Consider the following 20714-nt stretch of genomic DNA (forward strand, 5'->3'; position numbering starts at 1 on the left):
ATTTTTTCAATTTACCATTAGGCTGGCGATCGCATTCATCATCAAATAGATCAATATGAATTACTACGTGATTTACGACGGCAATTGTCATCTCTGCGTTACTCTGGTGCAACTGCTAGAAACTTTAGACCAAGGCAAGCTGTTTCGCTACACTTCCATGCAAGATGAGCAAACACTTTCGCAATGGGGAATTACTAATGAAGATTGCGAACAAGGGATGATTTTAATTGATGGTGATGTCCCACAACGACGTTGGCAAGGTAGTGCTGCGGCTGAAGAAATTGGCAAGTTATTGCCGTTAGGAAGTATATTTGTAGATGCTTACAGAGCCTTACCTGGGATGAAATGGGTAGGCGATCGCTTTTACGAACAAATTCGCGACAATCGTTATAGCCTCTTTGGCAAGCGTTCTAGTACCTATCAATCAGCATACTGTGTGGATGATAGCTGCAAAATTGGTCATGATTAATGTGTAATATAGTTTTCGACAGTCAACTACAGGGGGCTGGTATGACAGTAAGCGAAACAAATTTGGAAATCTCCACCAGTGCAGTTGTGGACTGGGAACCCCCAATGCCACCTACAGATTTAATTTTTGATGACGGAGAACCCTTGGAGTCAAATCGCCACCGCATTGCTATGAATGTTTTGATTCGATCATTGCAGCAAGGTTGGAGCGATCGCAATGATTTTTTCACAGGTGGTAACATGTTTGTTTACTACAGCAGTACTCAAGCACGTAACCGAGATTTTAGAGGCCCTGACTTTCTTGTAGTACTGGGTGTTGATAGTACCATCTCTAGACAAGGCTGGGTAGTGTGGGAAGAAGACGGTCGTTACCCAGATGTCATCGTGGAATTAATGTCGCCTTCTACTGCGGAGATTGACAAAAACACCAAAAAAGACATTTATGAACAAACTTTCCGCACACCCGATTATTTTGTATACGACCCATTCGACCCCAATTCTTTGCAAGGGTGGCACTTAGATATCAATCAAAAATATCAGCCCTTAGCATTAGATGAACGCGGCTGGCTGTGGTGTCAGCGGTTAGGTTTATGGTTAGGAACCTGGGAGGGGACTATAGATAAAGAAACAGCGATTTGGTTGCGCTTTTATGATTCATCTGGCAATCTGCTTCCTTTACCCGAAGAAGCCGCAGTTGCTGAAGCCCAAGCCGCAACCGCCCAAGCCCAAGCCGCAGTTGCCGAAGCCCAAGCCGCAACCGCACGTGCTGAAGCTGCAACCGCCCAAGCCCAAGCCGCAGATGCCGAAGCCCAAGCCGCAACAGTACGTGCTGAAGCTGCAACCGCCCAAGTCCAAGCCGCAACCGCCCAAGTCCAAGCTGCAAATGCACGTGCTGAACTTTTAGCAGCCCGGTTAAGAGAGTTAGGAGAAGACCCCAATGCTGTATGAATAAGGGAACAAGGAACAGGGAACTGCGAACAGTATAATTTCTCTTTACTTCTTTGCGTCCCCCTCATCCCCCAGTTCCTTTTAATTACGAATTACGAATTACGAATTGCGCCTAATGTGAATTAAAAACTTTAATTTTGTAGGGTGCGACCAGGCTAAAATGATGTAATAAGTTTTCTTGTGGGGTGGGTCGTAAAGCCATTGGTGTCAACTTAAGCTAGAAATATCTTCGGTATTGGCTTCCTCACCCGCCAAGAAATAAATTTCTTGGCTAATAGCTCAAGTCTACTGAAGTAGACTCAAAATCTTGGGGGATATTCAGTCATCTTGAGATGACTTTTGCTATTAGCAAGGAACTTCAGTTTCTTGCGGGACATCGGTTCTACGTTAACTTGACAACAATCGCCACGGACGGGCGAGACGCCCATCCCACAAGAGTTCTTTTTAATGCAATATTTTAGTCTTGACACACCACTACTGAATGGTACTTAACCTAGATTTAGAGTGAGGGCATTGACAAAATCATCATTCGTTTTAATATCTAATTCACATTAGACGTGAATTACGAATTATTTAATCACTGGGCTTATTAAATACCTCTAAAATCTGTTGACAAATCTGTTTTAGCTTTTCCCCGACTTCCACAGAAGGCACAGATGCACCGACAAAACTCCAGTTTTCCACTGTTGAAAGTCGCCATGCTTCACCACGATGATCAAATCCAGCTACTTCTACACCTATAGCACGGCGTAAGTCATTGGTGGGGTCTTGATAAAAACGGATTTGAATCAAAACACTGCGGCTTTGCCAGGATTTACTAATGCCAGGAAAATGAAAGCCGATGTCTATAGAATCTGGATCGACTAACTCTCTGGTTTCTGGGTCATTTTTCCAGGGTTTGAGATCCGATTTGGCATCAGGAAACTCAAATTTGAACAAGTTAACTACCGTCGCTATCTTGCTGGCGAGTTCTAGGTTTGTTGCCTGTTCAGCTGCGTTCACTAAAAAATACTCCTATTTTTATGTCGGTGTCTGGGGGATGTGAAGACAGAAAAACCGCCAGAAGGCTTATCTTATTAGTGTTTCAGATTATCAATACCTTTTAGATTTAGCAACTGTTTTGGGAGTGGGGAATTGGGAATGAGCGAAGTCGTACCCCTACGCGTAGCGTCTTTGACAAAAGAAGTATGGGTGTTTATGATTTCTCCCCTGCCCCCTATGTCCCTCGTTGTGTGATTGTTCAGGTGGAGGTTTGGTTTGTTGTAATATTGAGTAATTATACTTAAAAAAATGGAAAATTATAGATAGTAATTTAGTCATTTTTGGAAAATTTGAGGATTTTTTACAAAATCCTTTGTTAGCAAGAACTATAAACTACGCCAGCGATCTAAAATTACACTGTTAATCGGCAAACAAAAAGCAAATAACTTTGGTGTATGGTGCGTCAACGCTCTATTTTGTCATTGATTCTGGTATTATTGACAACCTTCTTAATTAGTTGTGGTGGCCCTGGTGTTGCAGTTGCACCTCCCACTTACACAACAGCACAACTTGAGCAAATTCAGGAATATGTTCCGGAAATTCAGGCTGTGCGCGATCGCTCGGACGAACTGAAAAACCTAATCAAAAAAAACGAATGGGTTAAGGTGGGTAATTTTATACATGGGCCTATCACAGAAGCTAGGTTAACCATGACCTACATCATTCCCCATCTTTTACCCAAAGACCAACCTCCAGCTCGTCAAATAACAAAAGAACTGCTAGGTCACTTAGTTAAAATTGATCAGGCTGCTAGTAGTGGTAATACTCTACTCGCCTTGAGTAACTACCAAGCTGCTTATACAGACATTGATCAATTCCTCCAACTGCTTCCTGAGAAGGGGTAGGGACTGGGGACTGGGGACTGGGAGATGAGGGAGAAATTTTCTCCGCGTCCCCGCGTCCCCGCGTCCAATTCCCAATTCCCAATTCCCAAAAAACGATGAGTCATGTAGTTATTATCGGTTGTGGTGTGGTTGGGGCTGCGATCGCCTATGAGTTAAGTCGAGTTAAAGGGTTAAAAATCACGGTTTTTGACCAACAACCACCTGCACAAGCTTCTACTGGCGCTGCACTTGGCGTTTTGATGGGTGTAATTAGCCAGAAAATTAAGGGCAAGGCCTGGCAACTGCGACAAACAAGCATCCAACGCTATGAAACCCTGATTCCAGAACTAGAAGCTTTAACAGGGCACACAATCCCTTTTAATCGTCAAGGTATTCTCAGTCTGTGTTTAACACAAGAAAATGCTGCGGACTGGGAAAAGCTAGCAGAAATTCGCCACTCTCAAGGCTGGCAATTAGAAATTTGGGATATTGCCAAACTCAAGCGTATCTGTCCGCAAGTTGATGACGAAAAAATTACTGAGGCTGTCTATTCTCCTCAAGACCGCCAACTCGACCCTGTTGCTTTAACATTGGCTTTAGTTGCAGCAGCCCAGCATAACGGCGTGACTTTCAAATTTGGCGTCACCGTTTTAGATACCCAAACCTCACCCTCAGAATCTTCTCCTCAGTTTTGCCATCAATTAGAAACCACACAGGGAAAAATTACTGCTGATTGGTTTGTAATTTCCGCTGGGTTGGGTTCAACACCACTGACGACAAAATTCAACCAGATGGTTAACATCCGCCCTGTACTGGGGCAAGCACTGCAAGTAAGTTTAGGACATCCATTAAGCAATCATGATTTTCAACCAGTGATTACAGGTAATGACGTGCATATTGTGCCTGTAGGTGGTGGTGATTATTGGGTGGGTGCGACGGTGGAGTTTCCCAGCAATGGTGATCAAATCCCCCCAGATGAGCAACTGCTAGAGTCTGTTAGACAACAAGCAATCGCTTTCTGCCCAGAGTTAGCAACCGCAACCATTATCCGCACTTGGTCAGGTTTACGTCCCCGTCCAGAAGGACGCCCAGCACCAATTATTGGTAAGCTACCTGGGTTTGATAACGTCCTCCTAGCTACAGGTCATTATCGTAACGGTGTATTACTAGCACCCGCAACAGCTCATACCATTCGTGAGATGATTATGGGAACTAGGGACTAGGGAAGATGAGGGGGATGAGGGGGATGAGGCTCTTATGGGTAGGTTTTTTAGATTTCGCGTTTTGGTTGACGCGGAGACGGGGAGACGCGGGGACGCGGAGAAAGATTTCGGAACGGAAAAATAGGCTTTTTCAGACTGAATATGAAACAGCCCTGCCTTGAAAGGGGGGATGGGGGGGATGAGGGGGATGAGGGAGTGAAAGAGAAATTTTCTCCGCGTCCCCGCATCCCCGCGTCCCCGTGTCCTCTTGCCAATTCCCCGAATTCAAATTTAGGAAAATCACGTGTCAATAAAAGAACATAAGATAAAAATAGATTCACTAGAATGGTTTTATCGCGAATCTTCACCTATCGGCAGAAGTGACTTATTGCCAGTGTTGTTGTTACATGGCATAGTTTCACAGAGTTACAGTTGGCGAAATATTATACCTGCTTTGGCGAACCAAGGTACAAGAGCGATCGCCCCAGATTGGATTGGTTATGGTTTTTCCGCTAAGCCAGAAAAACGGGATTTTGCCTACACTCCTGATGCATTTATTACAGCTTTAGAAGGATTTATTCAAGCACTAGAACTTGAGCGCTTTTCTTTAGTGGTACAAGGATTTTTAGGTTCTGTAGGACTTCAATACGCTTTGCGTCATCCTGAACAAATTGCTAACTTAGCTATATTAAATACACCAATTTCCACTGCGGCTAAATTACCCTGGAAAATTAAACAAATGGGTTTACCTTTAGCAGGTGAAATCATGACTCAAGACCCTCTTTTAGTTGACCGAACTCTAGAAGGTGGTAGCCGTTATCGTATAGAAGATCAAGATTTAGACGTTTATCGCAAACCTTTTTTGAAAACTTCTGCATCAGGAAGAGGTTTGCTATCAACTATTCGTAACTTAAAACTTGATTTGGCAATGTCAGAAATCGAATCTGACTTTAAACAATGGCAACAGCCGATTCTGATTCAATGGGGCATGATTGACCCTTGGCTATCGATAGACATAGCACAAAATTTTGCAGATTCTGTACCAAATGTTGAGTTAATCAAACTTAATAACGTCGGGCATTATCCTCAAGAACACTACCATGAGGTGATTTTAGAAGACCTTTTGCCCTTTGTGCGTCGTTCTGAATCTAAATAAATCGCGATCGCTTTTTAGCTAATTTTGTCACAACTAGTAATACTTCTTAATTTTTTTTACGACGCTGCCATCAATTATTACAGAGGGTTTTGCCGTAACCTAATAAAGAAGTACTTGCAGCATTTTCAGCAATTGCTACTTTAAAATAAGTTGAGAAAGACAGGTTTCAATTCATGGCTTACTCGTGGTTTAAAGCATTTCATATTGTCGGCATTGTAGTCTGGTTTGCCGGTTTATTCTACCTTGTACGACTTTTCATATATCATGTTGAAGCAAACCAAGAACCTGAACCAGCACGCACGATACTGAAAAATCAGTATCAAATTATGGAAAAGCGTCTGTATCACATCATCACCACTCCAGGAATGTTGGTGACAGTAGCAATGGCAATTGGTTTACTCAGTACTGAACCAGATGTTTTAAAAGAAGGTTGGTTACATGTCAAACTGCTTTTTGTTGCCGTTCTTCTTGGCTATCATCATTACTGCGCTCGTTTGATGAAGCAATTAGCACTAGATGAATGTCGCTGGAATAGTCAGCAGCTACGCGCTTTAAATGAAGCACCTACAGTTATGTTAGTCGTAATTGTGTTGCTGGCTGTGTTTAAAAATAACCTACCGACAGATTTGACTGCTTGGGGAATTTTCGCCATGATCATCTTTATGGCTGTCACGATTCAGCTTTACGCAAAAAAACGCAAGCGAGATAAAGAAAAGCTAGTAGCACAGATAGGGCAAGTCCCGCAGGAACAAAGTTAGCTTAACCAAAAAGAAGCCCCGCGCTCTAACACTTCGTTGAGCGTCGGGATGAATTTTTGGGCAATGACGAATTGACGGTTCGGCTCCGTTCACCGTCAACCCGCAACTAATTCAATCCTACGGATTGAAAAGACAGTAGGTCGATGATAGCGAAGCGGTAGCGAGTCATCGAGCGTCGGAATTGCCATTTTTGTGATATTATATTCACCGCTGCTACTTTTAAACAAAGTCGAAAATACTGGTTTGAAAGCAATAGTTGTAAACTCTAATAACGCTAACCAAACTATCAACATAAAGGCGCGTGGGACGCACGCCCTTAAAGCTCAGATAATGTCTTCGTGCGAAGAGTCTCTGAGAAGCCCGCGCTGTATGCGTAAGCATCAGAGTCGGGTACGTCACACAAGATAGCCTGGGATATTTTACATTAAGAAATGTTAAAAAATCATTCAATATCTCAGGCGTAAATTATGTCCGTCAAGTCGCTACGCTCTAATTCGTGATTCGTAATGACGCGACGCTCCTGTGTCGCTCTAAGCGAAGCTATGCCGCAGGCTTTACGCTACCGCTTCGCTAACGCTATCGATGACTCGCTCTAAGCGAAGCTATGCCGCAGGCTTTACGCTACGCTACGTAATTCGTAATTAAAAATTTAGTGGTTTTCAATCAGTAAAGGCGCAAATCGCAACTGAGTGCAACTACGAATTACGAATTATTTTATGTGGTTTAATTGTAGCGATATGAAAAATCAGCAATTATTTAGTAATCGCACCTGTGTATTGGCAACAATGCACCAAAAAGAGAAAGTAATCGCACCAGTGATTGAGCAAGAGTTAGGGATTGAAGTTATAGTACCCCATAACTTTAATACTGATGTTTTCGGCACGTTTACTAGAGAGGTTAAACGTTTAGGAACGCAGATCGCAACAGCCAGATTGAAAGCAGAAAAAGCCTTAGAAATTACAGGTGAAACTTTAGCGATCGCTAGCGAAGGCAGTTTCGTACCTCATCCATTATTACCATATATTTATTCTAATCGAGAGATTGTTATTTTACTAGATACAGAAAATGAACTTGAGATTATCGGTGAAGAATTTTCTCTAGAAACTAATTTTAATTATCAGGAAATTCAAAGTTGGCAAGAAGCAGAAGATTTTGCTAGAAAAAGTGGTTTTCCTGAACATGGGTTGATTGTTGGGCTTGAGCAACAAACTAACAATCATGTTGAAATAATCAAAGGTATTAATACAGAAGCTAAGTTTTTAGAAGCTGTCAATTTAGCTTTTAATAATTTGCGATCGCCTGGTAAAGTCTATGTTGAAACCGATATGCGGGCACTTTACAATCCCACGCGAATGAAAAATATAGAAAAAGCAACTCATGATTTAATCAAAAAGATTAATAGCCATTGCCCAAGTTGTTCTGCACCTGGTTTTGTGATTATAGAAAGTATTGAGGGATTGCCATGTGCGATTTGCAATTTTCCTACTCATGTAACTCGTGCAGTAATTTATCAATGTAAAAAATGTAATTTTCTTCAAGAAAAGTTATTTCCTCATCATCAAGAGTTTGCTGATCCAGCCCAATGCAACTACTGTAATCCTTAAGAGAATATTTTATAAGGCGTTATACGAATCTACAATTAATAAACTTAGATACAGCAAAGCAATCCTTGTTTACATCTGTTGCCTTATTTTAGAAAATTTGTATCAGAACTCTTGCATAAATCTTTTTTTGTCTCACTCAAAAATAAAGCAGTGCGTTGGGTAAATGCTGCGTTACTTTGGTTCCCAAAGTTGCAGCCAGTGTTATCGGGTTTGCCGACTTAAAGCAACTATCACGCCAAGAAGAACACAGAAATGATGATTTTTGCAAGAAGTCTGTTGTTATAGAGATTGGCGATTAGAATAAAATTACTGATAAATTAGCAGGCAAGAGGCAGATAATGTCAATCGTCAAAGTTGAAGTACAACTAACTTCAGAAGAGTTACTTAAAGCAGTTGAGCAATTAAACTTGTCTGAATTAGAGCAATTTGTATCGCAAGTGATTGTTTTACAAGCACAACGTAAAGCCACTCGACTGCCACAAGTAGAAGCAGAATTATTACTCAAAATTAATCAAGGAATTCCTGCAAATATTCAGAGAAATTACGAAGAATTAGTTGCTAAACGAGAAGATGAGATTCTTACAGATGATGAACATCAAAAATTATTGCAATTAACTGAGAAAATAGAAACAATCCAAGCACAGCGTATAGAAACTTTAGCAGAATTAGCACGTTTACGTGGGATTTCACTGACTGTATTGATGGAAAACTTAGGTATTCACGCAACAAATAATGTCTGAAACTAGAGTGACAGTACAGCAAAAAAAATCTGTAGTCAACCGAGCTAATGGATCACAACAAGCAAAATCTGAATTTTAATAAATAAGATCCTCCCTTGTTAGGTAAAAACATGAGAGGATTCAGAGCTAAAGTCCGGTAGGGTAATCGGGCTACCTAAGTATTTAATATTTATTGCCCCTATCTTCATTCCTCCTTAAGACAGATAAATCTATCTTGAGATTTAGATGTTTTGTAGTTAAAAAAAATCTCCCATCGCAAAAGTCAGACTTCTTGCAGTAGTTGGATAAAAAGCACTTTTGCAAGATGTCTATTGCAATAGGAGAACCAAGTTAAAGTTCGTTAGGTGATCGGAATAGTTATTTATTTAGTATTTATACTATCCATATTAAGTCCTCCTCAAGATATAAAAACGCATTCTGAATATGAGTCAGGATGTAGCATTTAGCACTTTACAAAAAGATACGGAATTAAGAATGCTATCTATGAGCTTAAAATGAGCGATCGCAATCCATATTCCCGTAAAATATTTCTAGCTTTTTGTTACCAACAATACAATAAAATCCGAGAATTATGCATTTTTAAATGTATAAGGCATTTCCCGCAGATGCTGAAAATACAAACAAATATTCTTATATAAAAATCAATTTTTGACAAAACTAAATATTTCTCAAATTTTGTATTAGAACTTTTACTAAGAGTCTGTGTAAATTAAATGCGATCGCTATGGCAGTCTGATTTAAATTATGAAATAATCATAAAAGTTGTTTCTAGTCAATAGTTTTAGGGTATTTATTGTTCAGAGTGTTATTTACAGCATCTCAATTGTCTAATTATTAATTAATCTAATAATCACTCAACAACTTAGACAGACTAGCTGTGTGTCAATGACCTTTAGATAGATTAGAAAAAATTATCAAAAACAGTGTGTATCAAGTTAAATGTAGAACAGCTGATCAACAAATACAATCTTGATTAAGTTGTTGCTAACTTGTCTTATAAATTCCCAGTAAACCATGACATTTCCTCAGCCTCAAACCGATTTTGAAGATAATCTTCCACCACCTTCATTTGAACCACCTCCAAAAAAAAGGCGATGGCTTTGGTTATTATTAACACTATTATTATTCGCTGGCGGAGCTGCGATCGCCTGGATTTTTCTCAGGCAAAACCCAACACCTCCAACTGCTAAGACTCAACCGCAAGGGGTAAGAGTAAAATTATCAGCAGTACAAATCGGCCCAGTCGAAGAAAGCTCAGATTTTATTGCTAGTCTTGAATCTCGACGCTCACTAAAGCTTCAGTCGAAAATTCCAGGCCAAGTTACCCAGATATTTGTCAAACCCGGAGATGCAGTCACAACAGGAGCATTGATCGCTCAAGTAGATTTTAAACCACAACCAGCAGTAGACAGTGGAATTAGTACCGATACTCAGGTAGCTGCTGTACAGCTAGAGAGTATTCGCACCGCACTTAAATCTTTGGAAGACGAACGACGAACCAAAGTTGCGGATGTGGAATTGAATCGGCGGGAATACCAAAGGTATGCTAGTTTGGCGGCTCAAGGAGCTGTACCTAGACAGACTAGCGAGCAATATGCCAACACACTTGCAGCAACTGAAGCTCAACTCACTGCAATTGATCACAAAATTCAAGCACAGCGAGCTATTATATTACAGGCGGAAAAAGCCTTGCAGCAAAATCGAGCTAGTAATCAACAACAAGTCCAGATCCAAAACGACAAGATTACTGCTCCCTTTACAGGCATAATTAGTGAGATATCTGTAAAAACAGGTGACTTGGTTAACACTTCTACACAATTAGCAACCATCTCTCAAAATCAACCTTTAGAAGTTAAAATTTCTGTGCCGTTGGAACTAGAGACTAAATTACGTAAGGGGATGCCAGTAGAGGTAATGAATGCACAAGGCGAGAAATTAGGCAATAGCAGAATATTTTTTATTGCTCCCAACATCACTAACAAGACACGAACCTTACAGCTAAAAGCCCTATTTAACAACCCTAAAGGTCAACTACGTGCCGATCAATTGGTGCGGGCGAAAGTGATTTGGAATCAGCGTCCAGGGGTATTAATTCCCAAAACAGCAGTATCTCGCGTGGGTGGCGAAACTTTTGTTTACATAGCTGAAATAGAAAAATCACCTCAAGGTCTAATACAACAAGTAGCTCGACGAAAGCAAGTCAAGTTAGGTAATAGCACAGGTAATAATTACCAAGTGATCACAGGATTACAACCACAAGATAAAATTATCGTCTCAGGTTTACTAGATTTGAAAGACGGTGTTTCCATTGTTACAGAATCTTAGTTGGGGAATGGGAAAGAGGACACGGGGACGCGGGGACGGGGGGACACGGAGAAAATTTCTCCCTTATCCCCCCAATCCCCAATCTTACAGGTGTAGGTATTTTACATTCAATCCGAAAACGCCTATTTTTTCGTTCTAAAATCTTTCCCCGCGTCCCCGCGTCTCCCCTTCTTTGCGTCATTCAAAACGCAAAATATTAAAAACCTATACCTGTCAGCAATCCCCACTCCCTACTCCCCACTCCCCACTCCCCATGTTCTAAAATCTTTCCCCGCGTCCCCGCGTCTCCCCTTCTTTGCGTCATTCAAAACGCAAAATATTAAAAACCTATACCTGTCAGCAATCCCCACTCCCTACTCCCTACTCCCCACTCCCCATGTTCGTCGATTTCTTCATCAAAAGACCTGTATTTACAAGCGTCTGTGCGATTATCTTGCTGCTAGTAGGTGCGGTTAGTATTCCAACACTACCTACGGCAAGGTATCCAGATATTAGTCCTACTCAAATTATTGTTACTGCTAACTACCCTGGCGCGAATGCGGAAGTTGTCGAAAATACGGTGACGACAATCATTGAGCGGCAAATTAACGGGGTCGAGGGTATGAAATACCTGACTTCGAGCAGTAGTAATGATGGTACTAGTACAATTACAGCGACATTTGACCCATCACGGAATAAAGATATTGCGGCTGTTGATGTGCAAAATCGGGTAGCTATTGCCCAGCCGCTTTTACCAGCAGCTGTACAACGGACTGGCGTTAGCGTCAAAAAGCAGTCTAACAATATTCTCTTGGCGCTGGGGTTGTACTCGAAGAACAAACAATACAATAATATATTTTTAAGTAATTATGCTGATCTCTACATAGTTGATGCTATCAAAAGAATCAACGGTGTTAGTGAGGTGCAAATTTTTGGTGAACGCCGCTATGCGATGCGGTTGTGGCTCGATCCAAATCGATTAGCAAGTCGTAGCCTCACTGCCCAAGATGTAATTGATGCACTTGAAGAACAAAATATCCAACTAGGTGCGGGACAAATTGGACAACAGCCAGCACTAGATGATCAAACATATCAAATAGATTTGACCGCCGTTGGTAGACTCACAGAACCAGCAGAATTTGAAGATATAGTGCTGAAGACAACTGCTGATGGCACACTAGTTAAGCTCAAAGATGTAGGACGCTCAGAACTGGGTGCCGAAAATTACAGTTCTTTTCTGAGATTTTCCGGTCAGGAAGGCGTCGGTTTAGGAATATTTGGCACACCTGGAAGTAACAGCTTGGAAGTAGCTAAGGCTGTCAAAGCGGAAATGTTGCGACTGGAGAAAAGTTTTCCGCCAGGAATGGAGTATAAGGTCGCATTTGACACAAGCTTATTTGTGGAAGAGTCTCTCGCAGAGGTTGTGAAGACCTTAATAGAAGCGATCGCTCTTGTTGTCTTAGTAATTTTTATTTTCCTCCAAGACTGGCGGACTACACTCATCCCCGTGATTGTCATTCCCCTAACATTGATTGGCACTTTTGCCTTCATCAAAGTTTTTGGATTTTCCATCAACACCTTAACTTTATTTGGTTTGACATTAGCTACAGGGTTGGTAGTTGATGATGCGATCATCGTCGTGGAAAATACCATGCGCTTGATTGAGGACGAAGGATTACCGCCACGTCAAGCAGCTTCTGAGTCGATGAGAGAGTTATTTGGGGCAGTAATTGCTACCTCCTTGGTAATGATGGCTGTATTTGTCCCCGTGGCATTCTTTCCCGGCTCTACAGGGCAGATTTATAGACAATTTGCTTTGACGATCGCCTTTTCGATGGCAATTTCTACCTTTCTGGCCATTACTCTTACTCCTTCATTGTCAGCTTTACTACTGCGTCGAGGGCAAAGAGCCGGTGGGTGGTTGGGTAAGATTTTTGACCAGATTAACCGATTTCTTGAGTGGACGCGTCGAGGATATGAGCGATCGCTTAATCGTCTCACAAAAAACAAAGCTATTGTCTTAGTAGTCTTTATTGCATCTTTAGGTCTTACTGGCTGGCTGTACATCTCCGTACCCACAGCCTTTATTCCCGATGAAGACCAAGGCTATTTCATTACCATTATCCAAGCACCAGAAGGAGTTTCACTCAACTACACCACCAAGGTGATGATTCAAGCAGAAAAAGAAATCCTCAAGCTACCAGAAGTCATGGATACTTTTGTTGTTGGTGGCTTTGGTTTTAGTGGTAGCAGTGCCAACAGTGGCGTAATTTTTACAGCCTTCAAACCTTGGGCAGAACGCAAAGGTGAACAACAGTCAGCCCAAGCCGTCATTGGCAAGTTGCAAGGAGTATTAGGAGCAATTCCCGAAGCAAGAATCTTCTCCGTTAACCCACCATCTATTGAAGGGTTGGGTAACTTTGGCGGCTTCCAATTTCAATTGCAAGACAGAGCAGGTAACAGTGGCTTAAATAACATGCTGCAAGTTATGGGTCAGTTTCTCCAGCGTGGAAATCAAACACCAGGATTGCAGGGTGTGTTTAGTACTTTTAGTGCCAATACACCACAAATGTACATCGAAGTTGACCGCAACAAAGCCAAAGCCATGCAAGTTGACGTAGATGATATCTTTAATACCCTACAAAGCTACATGGGTTCTCAGTATGTCAACGACTTTAACTTACTACAGCGGACTTACCGAGTTTATATTCAAGCCGATGCTCAGTTTCGCTCTAACCCTGGAGACATCGGTAAGATATATGTCCGTTCTGCCAACAATCAGATGGTTTCCCTGAGTAACCTTGTAAAAATTACTCCGAAAACAGGCGCACAAACGATTAATCACTACAACTTGTTCCGCGCCATTGAAATTAACGGTGCTGCTGCTCCTGGTTACAGTTCCGGGCAAGCAACAATTGCAATGGAACAACTAGCAAAAGAAGTTTTACCAGCTAGTATGGGCTACGAATGGTCAGGTATCACCGCTGAAGAGAAGCAATCTGGCGGTCAAGCCCCCTTGATATTTATGTTGGGACTTGTATTTGTCTTCTTGGTACTGGCTGCTCAGTATGAAAATTACGTTGACCCTTTGATTATTATGCTTGCAGTCCCCTTAGCAATCTTAGGAGCTTTGGGGGCACAGTTACTAAGGGGTCTGGCCAACGATGTGTTTTGTCAGGTTGGTTTAGTCATGTTGATTGGTCTGGCAAGTAAAAACGCCATCTTGATTGTAGAATTCGCCAACCAACTGCGCGAACAAGGACTTTCAATTACCAAAGCCGCAGTCAGAGCATCACAAGAGCGCTTACGCCCCATTCTCATGACTTCCCTATCCTTTATTTTAGGTGTTTGGCCATTAGTAAACCCAGAAGGAGCAGGAGCAGTCAGTAGAAAATCTCTCGGTACAGCAATTGCTGGGGGAATGATTGTTTCAACTGTGTTGAGTCTATTTGCCGTACCAATTCTGTACATCATCATAGGTAACATTCGCGATCGCTTCAATCGCTCCCGCAAACCCCAACAGTTAACTCCCATCGCAGAGGAAAAAATTCCTACCACCAGCCAGAGTAATTCGTAATTACAACTTATGGGAGACGGTTGGTTTGGGAGGAAGGGTATGAAAAAGAGGTTGTTATAAGTTGACAATTAAATAAACCTGTACAAGCTATAACAAGACTAAACAAAAAAGAAATACATTGGTCTGTTTCGGGATCAAAAGGCATCAAGTAAAAATAAGTAGTGCGAGCATCTTGCTCGCGCGGGCAAGATGCCCGCACTACAAATATTAAATTGTTCAACTTATTTTTACACGAATCCAAAGCAGCTTAATTTTCAATATCTGCATTTGCATAGGAGATATTGATATATTGCCTAAACCTCGACTTGGCGTTGCTGAATCATAGGATGAAATTTGCAAATAATATTTTTAATATGATCAATCATGCTTCTGAACAGTCAACAGAAAAATCTAAAAATGTATCTTTATCTGCCACTAAAGTCAGAGTTGCTTTTGAATGTCCTCGTTTGTTTTATTTACATCAGCACTTTGGCGGCAATACTTTATTTATACCACCAAATAATAAAATTGGGATTGGTAATGTTTTTCATCAATTAGCTAATGATTTTATTAATTTAGCTGCTACTGAGCCAAGGTTTAAAGCAATATTTGAGTTGGGTGCATCTCAATTAAATGTTGAGGAAGTTGCTTCTAGTATGCGACAGCTATTTTATAAAATAAAATTTTCTAATTATTTAGATAAAGCTGTTGAAAAAGATGCTAGCCAAGCACAACCACTTTTTGATGTTTGGAAAGGATTGCAAGGATTAATTCAACGTTTTGCAGAATTACTGATCATAAATAGACGTTACTGTAATGCAGAGACGCTGATTCGTAACACATTTATTTCAGAAGAACGGAAGCTTGAGCATTACCTTCAGTTACCTGATGGAACGCAACAAAGAATAGCAGGAGAGTTTGATTGTTTAGTTTATAATTTTGAAGCTAAGCGGCTTTGTGTACTGGAATTTAAAACTTATCAACCTGTAGATTCATCAGCACAATTGGCTCAGGTTGCTCTTTATAGCTACATGCTTTGGTGTAAAAAAAAGGTAGCTGTTGATTCAGCAGTTTATTGTGTTTTACCAGAATTTAAAGAGTATAAATATTCTTGGGAACAACTAGAAAATAGTGTACATCAGTTGATTCACCATAAACTACAGCAGATGCAGCAATGGCTGAGTTGGGAACCTCCTAACAATAATCCACCACCTGTTACAACTCAACCAAATCTATGCAACATTTGCCCACAAAAGCAGAAGTGTCAGACTTATTTTATTTCGCCATCTGAAAATAACAAACAAGACGAAAATTCCACAACTAGTAACCAGAGTTCTCCAGACGCTAGTGCTATGGGTGAACAATTGGTTACAACTTTCCTATCTTTTGGGATTGGTGTAGATTATGAAGGTGCTGCTGTTGCTCCTTGTTTTATCCGAGTGAAATTAAAACCACATCTTGGTGTGAGAGTTAATTCGCTCTTAAAATCGTCTGCGGATTTACAAGTACAATTGGGTTTGGAAAATCCGCCGCTGATTGCTCCGCAGGCGGGTTATGTAAGTGTAGATTTGCCTCGTCAAGATAGGCAAGTTGCTAAATTTGAGGATTATATAAAGTCGCAAGTATTACCTGCAACTGCACCAGTAAAAATTGCAATTGGGGTAAATTTAGAAGGACGATTGTTAGAGGCTGATTTATCTGACCCGAATACTTGTCACTTTTTGGTTGGTGGTACAACTGGCAGTGGTAAAAGTGAATTTTTGCGATCGCTCCTTCTGAGTCTACTCAATCGTCATTCTCCAGAATATCTTAAAATCGCTCTTGTTGACCCCAAGCGAGTCACATTTCCTGAGTTTGAGCAAATACCTTGGTTATATTCACCTATTGTAAAAGATAGCGATCGCGCGATCAAACTGATGGATGAATTGGTTGCACAGATGGAGTCTCGCTACCAAAAGTTTGAAAAAGCTGGGTGTGCTGATTTAAGCGCTTACAATCATCGCTCTACGCCACCTTTACCTCGCATCGTCTGTATTTTTGACGAATACGCCGATTTTATGGCAGAAAAAGAAATCCGTACAGTACTAGAACAAAGTATCAAAAGACTGGGAGCAATGGCAAGAGCTGCGGGAATTCATCTCATTATCGCCACTCAACGCCCAGAAGCCAAGGTCGTAACGCCAATCATCCGCTCAAATCTACCAGGACGAGTAGCTTTGCGTACTGCCAGCGAAGCCGACTCCAGCATTATTCTAGGAGGCAAACAAACAGCAGCAGCTTATCTCTTAGGCAAAGGTGATTTACTCTATCAAGTAGGCGCTCAATTGCACCGTTTACAAAGTTTATGGGCAAAAAGCATTCAGCTACCTTGACACTCTTACTTCAATGGGAGCATAGGAGCGGTTATCCCTCAATAAGCTTTCACGATGAAGTCAAACGTGATAAATTAGTTGCTCTTCTTTATTGCCCACTGTACATTGTGTTCATTAGAATATATAATCTCATACTTTTTAGAAACAATAAACTCATTTACAGCTTTATAAACTCCATGATGTCTATGACTTGGGTTTGGCCGCCAATCATCTCCCGCTATTACACCGTCGTCCTTGACTTTGCTGGCTAGTATCTGCAACTCCTGCTTAGTTTGTTCATATGCATGAGACGTATCGATGTAAACCCAGTCAAAATATTTATCAGGAAACGTGGGAAGTACCTGAAGATCATCACCCACATGTACCACGATACGTCCATCTTCAAGTTCTTCCTTGAAGCTTCGCAGAACTTTGATCAAACCATCAACCGTACTTTGGTTGCCGTTTGCCCATAGCCAATGAGGTTTTAAGGTATACCAAGGGTCGATAAGATGTAGTTTTTTTGCATTAGTAGACTCTAGAAGAATGGGGGACAAATGACCTTTGAATACTCCTAGTTCGGCACCAATTCCGTTCTTTGGTAAAAATTGTTCTATAAATTGAATTCTGTATCGTTTATTGCGTATCTCAATGTTTTGATCAACATACTCCCATTTAACAAGGGGGGTTTTCTTAATCACATTTTCTACTTGCTTAGTAAACTTGGTAAACATCGTGTTAGCCTCCAAAGGGATGATAGAACTTTTCTATACAATATGAACATCAAAATCCTGAGAAAAGTTCTCTAAAAATGAAAAACTGATAAATAACATAATGTCACTCTTAGGTTAAGATTTTGTTATATTGAGCTTTATTTACGTCTAGTATGCGACAGCTATTTTATGAGGTAAGATTCTCTAGTTATTTAGAGAAAGCTATTAACAAAGATTCTAGCCAAGCACAACCACTTCTCGATGTTTGGCAAGGATTGCAAGGATGAATTCAACGTTTTGCAGAATTACTTATAATCGAATACGGCTCAGTTAAGGCTAAAAACTCTTTGTCAAAGTTAATTTTTTAACGAACCGCAAAGGACGCAAAGGACGCAATTATATAAAATCGCAAGTATTACCTGCAACTGCACCTTAGAAGAACGATTATTAGAGGCTGATTTATCTGATCCGAATACTTGTCACTTTTTGGTTGGTTGTACAACTGGCAGTGGTAAAAGTGAATTTTTGCGATCGCTTCTCCTCAGTCTACTCAATCGCTACTCTCCACAATATCTTAAAATCGCTCTTGTTGGCACTTTCTACAAGACTTCTCAAATCATACAGATAATTTTCACATCCAAATTCAGCAACCCCACGAAACATTGCTAAAATCACTCTTCAATTTAGTGGAAGTTTTAACAGCTCAGCAAATGTGTAAGCTACCTAGATAGGAATGCGTCTTTTTTAAAAAGTACAAAAAGCAAGAGCAAAAATCAACTGCCAGTAGTGCAAGAGCAAAAGGATAAATCAGCGTTTTGTTAGCCCTTCTTTATTGCCCATTGTAAATTGTGTTCATTGGAATATATAATCTCATACTTTTCAGAAACAATAAACTCATTTACAGCTTTACAAACTCCATGATGCCTATGACTTGTGTCTGGCTGCCAATCATCCCCTGCTATTACACCGTCGTCCTTGACTTTGCTGGCTAATATCTGCAACTCCTGCTTAGTTTGTTCATATGCATGAGACGTATCGATGTAAACCCAGTCAAAATATTTATCAGGAAATGTGGGAAGTACCTGAAGATCATCGCCCACATGTACCACGATGCGTCCATCTTCAAGTTCTTTCTTGAAGCTTCGCAGAACTTTGATTAAACCATCAACCGTACTTTTGTTGCCGCTTGCCCATTGCCAAAGAGGTTTGAAGGTATACCAAGGGTCGACAAGGTGTAGTTTTTTTGCATTGGTATACTCTAGAAGAATGGGGGACAAATGACCTTTGAATACTCCTAGTTCTGCACCAATTCCGTTCTTTGGTAAAAATTGTTCTATAAATTGTATTCTGTATTGTTTTTTGCGTACCTCAATGTTTTGATCAATATACTCCCATCTGATAAGGGGGGTTTTCTTGAGCATATTTTTTACTTGCTTAGTAAACTTAGTAAACATGGTATTTAGTCCTCAAAGAGATGATAGATAGAACTTGTGTATACAATCTGATCAATCAGAATCCTTTACAGAAGGTTCGCAGAAGTATCCACTTATGAACTGGCTTCCCCAAAGGCTAAGGTATGTTGGTCTGTCTGCTCAATCAACGATTAAGTATAAAATCATTTTTTTTGAGCATTTTTTGCTACTTAGAGGTTCAGTAAAACTTTAAAACTGATAGATATTATAACGTCACTATCAGGTTAAGATTTTGTTATATCGAGTAACGAACACCTGATTTAGAATGTCGGGGATATATCACCTAGAAATCAAAGAGACTGTAAAACTACTCTCTGCGTCTGGTGCGCGACGCCAGTTCGCTCAAGTTGGGAAACCCGTCTACGCGCCTGGCTCCTCTGCGTAAGCTTTTTACCCAATTATTCAGCAGCACCAAAGTATTTATATAAGAAGCTGAATGCACAAACACGCAATAGCACGTCTCTACAAGGCTTCTGAAATCATACAGAATAATTTTCACATCCAAATTCAGCAATCCCACGAAACATTGCTAAAATCACTCTTTGAAAGTTCCCGAAAATCTTAAATTTAGTGGAAGTTTTAATAGTTCAGGAAATGTGTACGCTACCTAGATGGGAATGCGTCATCAGAGGACTTAACCAATGGGATATGTAATTTCTACAGCAAATATGAAAGGCGGCGTTGGGAAAACTACTCTCACCGTCAATTTAGCTACTTGTTTAGCGAAAAATCACGGCAAACGGGTACTTGTTCTCGATTTAGATAGCCAAATTAGTGCCACACTCAGTCTCATGTCGCCTTTGGAGTTTGCTAAGCGTCGTAAGCAAAGTAAGACGTTTAGATATTTAATAGACGAAGTTATCAATCCGACACCAGAAGCAAAACAAACGATTCAAGACATCGTTCAATCTCAAGTTTGTAACCTTCCAGGACTAGAATTGTTACCAGGAGATATCGACTTATATGATGAATTTGTCGTGTCGGAAATGCTACATCAACAAGCAACTGCCTTGGGTGAACAAGACTTTGAAACCGTTTGGAATCGCTTTGAAAGAGTCTTGATTAATAATATTTTAAAACCAGTACGTCAAGATTATGATTTTATCCTCTTGGATTGCGCTCCTGGTTATAATCTTTTGACTCGAAGTGCTTTAGCTGCCAGTGATTTCTACATCCTTCCTGCTAAGCCAGAACCTTTATCTGTGGTGGGTATTCAACTGCTGGAAAGGCGCATTGCTCAATTAAAAGATAGTCATGAACATGAAGCCAAGATAGATATAAAAATGTTGGGAATTGTCTTCAGCATGGCTAGTTCTAACTTGTTAAACGGCAGATATTACAAACAAGTAATGCACCGCGTTGTTGAGGATTTTGGTGTAGAAAAAATTTGTAAAGCCCAAATACCAGTTGATGTCAATGTTGCTAAAGCTGTTGATAGTTTTATGCCAGTTGTTTTAAATGCTCCTCAGTCTGCTGGTTCAAAAGCGTTCTTTCAGTTGACTCAGGAGTTGTTGCAGAAGTTGTAGGGAGTAGGGAGTAGGGAGTAGGGAGTAGGGAGTAGGGAGTAGGGAGTAGGG

General features: G+C 40.7%; 15 protein-coding genes and 1 pseudogene. 13 read left to right on the plus strand and 3 right to left on the minus strand.

All coding sequences use genetic code 11. The features are described 5' to 3' along the window. Positions 1-55 precede the first annotated feature (55 nt). Together AC5JMF_RS01495 and AC5JMF_RS01500 are read left to right on the plus strand one after the other, a co-directional pair. The gene (locus AC5JMF_RS01495; protein ID WP_495793947.1) at positions 56-469 is read left to right on the plus strand and encodes a thiol-disulfide oxidoreductase DCC family protein; all 414 of its coding nucleotides are present in this window, start codon (positions 56-58) and stop codon (positions 467-469) included. Between the two features lie 41 nt (positions 470-510). After that, positions 511-1416: a Uma2 family endonuclease gene (locus AC5JMF_RS01500; RefSeq protein WP_495793948.1), complete on the plus strand. Its 906-nt coding sequence runs from the start codon at positions 511-513 to the stop codon at positions 1414-1416. A 573-nt stretch (positions 1417-1989) separates the two neighbouring features. Here AC5JMF_RS01500 and AC5JMF_RS01505 read toward each other — a convergent pair. Next, complete coding sequence (locus AC5JMF_RS01505) at positions 1990-2418, minus strand: Tery_1686 family protein (protein WP_495793949.1); 429 nt, start codon at positions 2416-2418, stop codon at positions 1990-1992. 434 nt (positions 2419-2852) lie between these two features. Between AC5JMF_RS01505 and psbQ the strand changes: the two genes are divergently transcribed. The 9 genes from psbQ (at position 2853) to AC5JMF_RS01550 (ending at position 16973) form a co-directional block, all read left to right on the plus strand. After that, positions 2853-3302, plus strand: a complete 450-nt coding sequence (gene psbQ, locus AC5JMF_RS01510) for a photosystem II protein PsbQ (RefSeq protein WP_495793950.1) — start codon at positions 2853-2855, stop codon at positions 3300-3302. A 95-nt stretch (positions 3303-3397) separates the two neighbouring features. Further along, positions 3398-4504 carry an NAD(P)/FAD-dependent oxidoreductase gene (locus tag AC5JMF_RS01515; RefSeq protein WP_495793951.1) on the plus strand — a complete coding sequence of 369 codons (1107 nt, stop codon included), beginning with the start codon at positions 3398-3400 and terminating at the stop codon, positions 4502-4504. A 283-nt stretch (positions 4505-4787) separates the two neighbouring features. Continuing rightward, the gene (locus tag AC5JMF_RS01520; protein ID WP_495793952.1) at positions 4788-5639 is read left to right on the plus strand and encodes an alpha/beta fold hydrolase; all 852 of its coding nucleotides are present in this window, start codon (positions 4788-4790) and stop codon (positions 5637-5639) included. A 173-nt stretch (positions 5640-5812) separates the two neighbouring features. Continuing rightward, positions 5813-6397, plus strand: a complete 585-nt coding sequence (gene hemJ, locus AC5JMF_RS01525; protein ID WP_495793953.1) for a protoporphyrinogen oxidase HemJ — start codon at positions 5813-5815, stop codon at positions 6395-6397. A 737-nt stretch (positions 6398-7134) separates the two neighbouring features. Beyond that, complete coding sequence (locus AC5JMF_RS01530) at positions 7135-8001, plus strand: DUF6671 family protein (RefSeq protein ID WP_495793954.1); 867 nt, start codon at positions 7135-7137, stop codon at positions 7999-8001. Positions 8002-8339: 338 nt separating this feature from the next. Beyond that, positions 8340-8741 (plus strand): STAS/SEC14 domain-containing protein, encoded by a 402-nt coding sequence (locus AC5JMF_RS01535; RefSeq protein ID WP_495793955.1) that lies wholly within the window; start codon positions 8340-8342, stop codon positions 8739-8741. Between the two features lie 1014 nt (positions 8742-9755). Next, positions 9756-11066, plus strand: coding sequence for an efflux RND transporter periplasmic adaptor subunit (locus tag AC5JMF_RS01540; protein ID WP_495793956.1), 1311 nt, complete (start codon positions 9756-9758; stop codon positions 11064-11066). A gap of 376 nt (positions 11067-11442) precedes the next feature. Next, positions 11443-14622, plus strand: a complete 3180-nt coding sequence (locus tag AC5JMF_RS01545; protein ID WP_495793957.1) for an efflux RND transporter permease subunit — start codon at positions 11443-11445, stop codon at positions 14620-14622. A 353-nt stretch (positions 14623-14975) separates the two neighbouring features. Then, complete coding sequence (locus AC5JMF_RS01550; RefSeq protein ID WP_495793958.1) at positions 14976-16973, plus strand: DNA translocase FtsK; 1998 nt, start codon at positions 14976-14978, stop codon at positions 16971-16973. A 74-nt stretch (positions 16974-17047) separates the two neighbouring features. Here the strand turns inward: AC5JMF_RS01550 and AC5JMF_RS01555 are convergent, their stop codons facing one another. Beyond that, a complete protein-coding gene (locus tag AC5JMF_RS01555; RefSeq protein ID WP_495793959.1) occupies positions 17048-17686 on the minus strand; it encodes a class I SAM-dependent methyltransferase in 639 nt (212 codons plus the stop codon). Between the two features lie 411 nt (positions 17687-18097). On the opposite strand from AC5JMF_RS01555, the pseudogene AC5JMF_RS01560 reads away from it, so the two are divergent. Beyond that, positions 18098-18256: pseudogene (locus AC5JMF_RS01560) on the plus strand (FtsK/SpoIIIE domain-containing protein); the annotation flags it as partial. Positions 18257-18483: 227 nt separating this feature from the next. On the opposite strand, the gene AC5JMF_RS01565 reads toward AC5JMF_RS01560, so the two are convergent. Beyond that, positions 18484-19119 (minus strand): class I SAM-dependent methyltransferase, encoded by a 636-nt coding sequence (locus AC5JMF_RS01565; RefSeq protein ID WP_495793960.1) that lies wholly within the window; start codon positions 19117-19119, stop codon positions 18484-18486. 659 nt (positions 19120-19778) lie between these two features. Between AC5JMF_RS01565 and AC5JMF_RS01570 the strand changes: the two genes are divergently transcribed. Then, positions 19779-20663, plus strand: coding sequence for a ParA family protein (locus tag AC5JMF_RS01570; RefSeq protein ID WP_495793961.1), 885 nt, complete (start codon positions 19779-19781; stop codon positions 20661-20663). Positions 20664-20714 lie beyond the last annotated feature (51 nt).

It is taken from the genome of Desmonostoc vinosum, assembly GCF_059505385.1.